The sequence below is a fragment of the Actinomadura geliboluensis genome, from assembly GCF_005889745.1.
Taxonomy (GTDB): Bacteria; Actinomycetota; Actinomycetes; order Streptosporangiales; family Streptosporangiaceae; genus Spirillospora; species Spirillospora geliboluensis.
Genome location: NZ_VCKZ01000607.1, coordinates 1 through 3,922, shown reverse-complemented (window position 1 = coordinate 3,922; position 3,922 = coordinate 1). Strand labels below are relative to the sequence as shown.

Below are 3,922 nucleotides of genomic sequence, written 5' to 3'. Positions count from 1 at the left end.
GCGTACGAGATCGCAAAGGAACGGAACCCGGCCCGCCGGGCCGGGCGGGCGGGGAAAGGGGAAGAGCGGGGGGCGCGCGTGCGTTAAAGTGCAGACGAGCAGTCACGCGGCAGGCGCTGATGGGGACACCTGCCGCCGCAAGCGGCCATGAGCGACCCGGGGACGGTGCGAGCCCGGGGGAGCGCGCGGCGGTCTGATCACCCCGGAGCCGCCGGAAGAAACGCCCCGGCCCCCGGCCGCGGGCGCGGTAGACCCGGCAGCCGAGACGCTGAACGAAGCGGGCCGCGCCGTACGGGCGCGGTCAAGGAGGGTGGTACCGCGGGGCCGCGCGCCTCGTCCCTCCGGTCAACGTGTCCACGTCGATCCGGAGGTCCGCCACCGTGAGCCGAGCCTTTCGGCCGCTGCCCGCGCAGGTCGATCTGCCCGCCCTTGAGCGGGACATGCTGCGCCGCTGGCAGGAGAACAAGGTCTTCGAGCGGTCGCTCGAGCGCACCGCGTCCGGCGAGCCCTGGGTGTTCTACGAGGGCCCGCCGACCGCCAACGGCATGCCGGGCGTCCACCACGTCGAGGCCCGCGTGTTCAAGGACGTCTTCCCGCGCTTCAAGACCATGAAGGGCCGCCACGTCCCCCGCAAGGCCGGCTGGGACTGCCACGGCCTGCCGGTGGAGGTGGCCGTCGAGAAGGAGCTCGGCCTCACCGGCAAGAAGGACATCGAGGAGTACGGCGTCGCGGAGTTCAACGCCCGCTGCCGCGAGTCGGTCCTGCGCCATGTGGACGCGTTCGAAGAGATGACCGAGCGCATGGGCTACTGGGTCAACACCGACCAGGCGTACCGGACGATGGACCCCGAGTACGTCGAGGCCGTCTGGTGGTCGCTGAAGCAGGTGTTCGACAAGGGCCTGCTGTTCCGCGACTTCCGCATCACCCCGTACTGCCCGCGCTGCGGGACGGGCCTGTCCGACCACGAGCTCGGGCAGCCGGGCGGGTACGAGACGGTGTCCAGCCCGTCGGTGTACGTGCGGATGCCGGTCACGTCCGGGCCGCTCGCCGAGATGGGCGCCTCGCTGCTCATCTGGACGACGACCCCGTGGACCCTGGTGTCCAACACCGCCGTCGCCGTCCACCCCGACGTCACCTACGTCGCGGCCCGTCCGGCGGGGTCGGACGAGGTGCTCGTCGTCGCCGAGCCCCTGGTCGACCAGGTCCTCGGCGAGGGCGCCGAGCGGCTCGCCGCCTACCAGGGCACCGAGCTCGAGCGGACGACCTACCAGCGCCCCTTCGACCTGGTCGACATCCCGGACGCGCACTACGTCGTCCTGGGCGACTACGTCACCGTGGAGGACGGCACCGGGCTGGTCCACCAGGCGCCCGCGTTCGGCGGCGACGACATGACCGTCTGCAAGCGGTACGGCATGCCGATCGTCAACCCGATCGGCCCTGACGGCCGCTTCCTGCGTGAGGTGCCCCTCGTCGGCAACAAGTTCTTCAAGGACGCCGACGAGCCGCTCACCGACGACCTGCGCGCGCGCGGGCTGCTGTTCCGCGGCGGGCACTTCGACCACAGCTACCCGCACTGCTGGCGCTGCCACACGCCGCTGCTCTACTACGCGCTCCCGGCCTGGTACATCCGCACCACGCAGATCAAGGACCGGCTGCTGGAGGAGAACGAGAAGACCAACTGGTACCCCGAGACGGTCAAGCACGGCCGGTACGGGGAATGGCTGCGCAACAACGTCGACTGGTCGCTGTCGCGGAGCCGCTACTGGGGCACGCCCCTCCCCCTGTGGGTCTGCGGCGGCGACGAGGACCACGTCACCTGCGTCGGGTCGCTCAAGGAACTCGGCGAGCTGGCCGGGCGCGACCTGTCCGCGCTCGACCCGCACCGGCCCTACGTGGACGACGTCGCGTTCCCGTGCCCGCGGTGCGGCACGGAGGCGCGCCGCGTCCCCGACGTCATCGACGCCTGGTACGACTCGGGGTCGATGCCGTTCGCGCAGTGGGGCGCCCCCTACCGCAACAACGACGTCTTCGAGAACGCCTACCCGGCCCAGTACATCTGCGAGGCCCAGGACCAGACCCGCGGCTGGTTCTACTCCCTCATGGCCGTCGGGACGCTGGTGTTCGACCGGTCGTCCTACGAGAACGTCGTGTGCCTCGGCCTGATCCTCGCCGAGGACGGCCGCAAGATGAGCAAGCACCTCGGCAACGTCCTGCGGCCCATCCCGCTGATGGACCAGCACGGCGCCGACGCGGTGCGCTGGTTCATGGCCGCGAGCGGGCTGCCCTGGGCGTCCCGCCGCGTCGGGCACGGCGCCCTGGAGGAGATCGTCCGCAAGGTCCTCCTCACGTACTGGAACACCGCGTCGTTCTTCGTCCTGTACGCCAACGCCGCCGAGTCGCAGGGCCGCGCCTGGACGCCGGACCAGATGGCGGAGGCCCCGGCCCCGGCCGACCGCCCGCTGCTGGACCGCTGGGCGCTCGCCGAGCTGCACCGCACCGTCCGCGAGGTCGACACCGCGCTGGAGGAGTTCGACACCGCGCGCGCGGGGCGCCGCATCTCCCAGTTCGTCGACGACCTGTCCAACTGGTACGTGCGGCGGTCCCGGCGGCGCTTCTGGGAGGGCCCGCAGAGCCCGGAGGGCGCGGCCGCGTTCGCCACCCTCTACGAGTGCCTGGAGACCCTCACCCGGCTGATGGCGCCGATCGTCCCGTTCATCACCGACCACGTGTGGGACGTCATCCGGCCCGAGGGCGGCCCCGAGTCGGTGCACCTGGCCGACTGGCCGGCCGTCGACGAGAGCCTCCTCGACGAGGCCCTGACCGCGCAGATGGCGCTCGTCCGGCGGCTGGTGGAGCTCGGCCGCTCCGCGCGGGCCGCGAGCGGCGTCCGGACCCGCCAGCCCCTCGGCCGCGCCCTCGTCGGCGCCCCCGGCTGGTCCGCGCTGCCCGAGCAGCTGCGCGCGCAGATCTCCGAGGAGCTGAACGTCCTCGGCTTCGAGGAGCTGTCGTCCATCGGCGGCGACCTCGTCGAGTACGAGGTGAAGCCGAACTTCCGGGAGCTGGGCAAGCGCTACGCCAAGGACACCCCGAAGGTCGCCAAGGCGATCACCTCCGCCGGCGCCGCGGAGCTCGTGGCGGCGCTCCGCGCGGGCACGGCGCAGGTCGAGGCCGCCGACCTCGGCACGGTGCCGCTGACGGCGGACGACGTGATCGTCACCGAGCGGCCGCGCAGCGGCTGGGCGGTGGAGAGCGCCGCCGGCGAGACCGTCGCGCTCGACCTCACCGTCACGCCCGAGCTGCGCCGCGCCGGCCTGGTGCGGGAGGCCGTCCGGCTCGTCCAGGAGGGCCGCAAGGCCGCCGGGCTGGAGGTCACCGACCGCATCGAGCTGTGGTGGGAGGCGACCGGCACCGACCTCGCCGAGGCGCTGCGCGCCCACTCCGGTGAGGTGGCCGCCGAGGTCCTCGCGACCGCGGTGTCCGAGGGCCGTCCCGCGGACGTCCCCGCGAACCGGGACGAGGAGCTCGGCCTGACCTACTACCTCCGCCGGGCGTGACCGGCACTCGCAGGGCATGAGGGCTCCGCCGCGTCCGGATCCGGGCGCGGCGGAGAACTTTCCGCGATGGGGTTCATCGCGACACATCGCGTTTGCGATGATGGTTCCGTGAATCTTCCCGAGCAGCCTTCCGGCTCCGAACCTCCGGCCGCCCCGTCACCCGCGAGCATGCGCGCGTCCGACGCCGACCGCGACGAGGTGGCCGACCGCCTGCGCGAGGCCCTGGCGGAGGGGCGCATCACGCCGGAGGAGCACGCCGAGCGCATCGACGCCGTCTACAAGGCCAAGACGTACGCCGAGCTGGCGCCCGTCCTCAGCGACCTGCCGGACGAGCAGCCCCCTGTCTCTTATACACCATTGATGCTGCC

At 72.4% G+C, this 3,922-nt stretch carries 2 protein-coding genes; both read left to right on the top strand.

Features of this window, described 5'->3' with window-relative positions:
• Positions 1-380 precede the first annotated feature (380 nt).
• On the top strand, positions 381-3,554 hold the full coding sequence (gene ileS, locus ETD96_RS42255; RefSeq protein WP_138642096.1) for an isoleucine--tRNA ligase: 3,174 nt from the start codon (positions 381-383) through the stop codon (positions 3,552-3,554).
• 168 nt (positions 3,555-3,722) lie between these two features.
• On the top strand, positions 3,723-3,922 hold a 200-nt coding region (locus ETD96_RS42250; protein ID WP_205719737.1), incomplete at its 3' end, for a DUF1707 SHOCT-like domain-containing protein.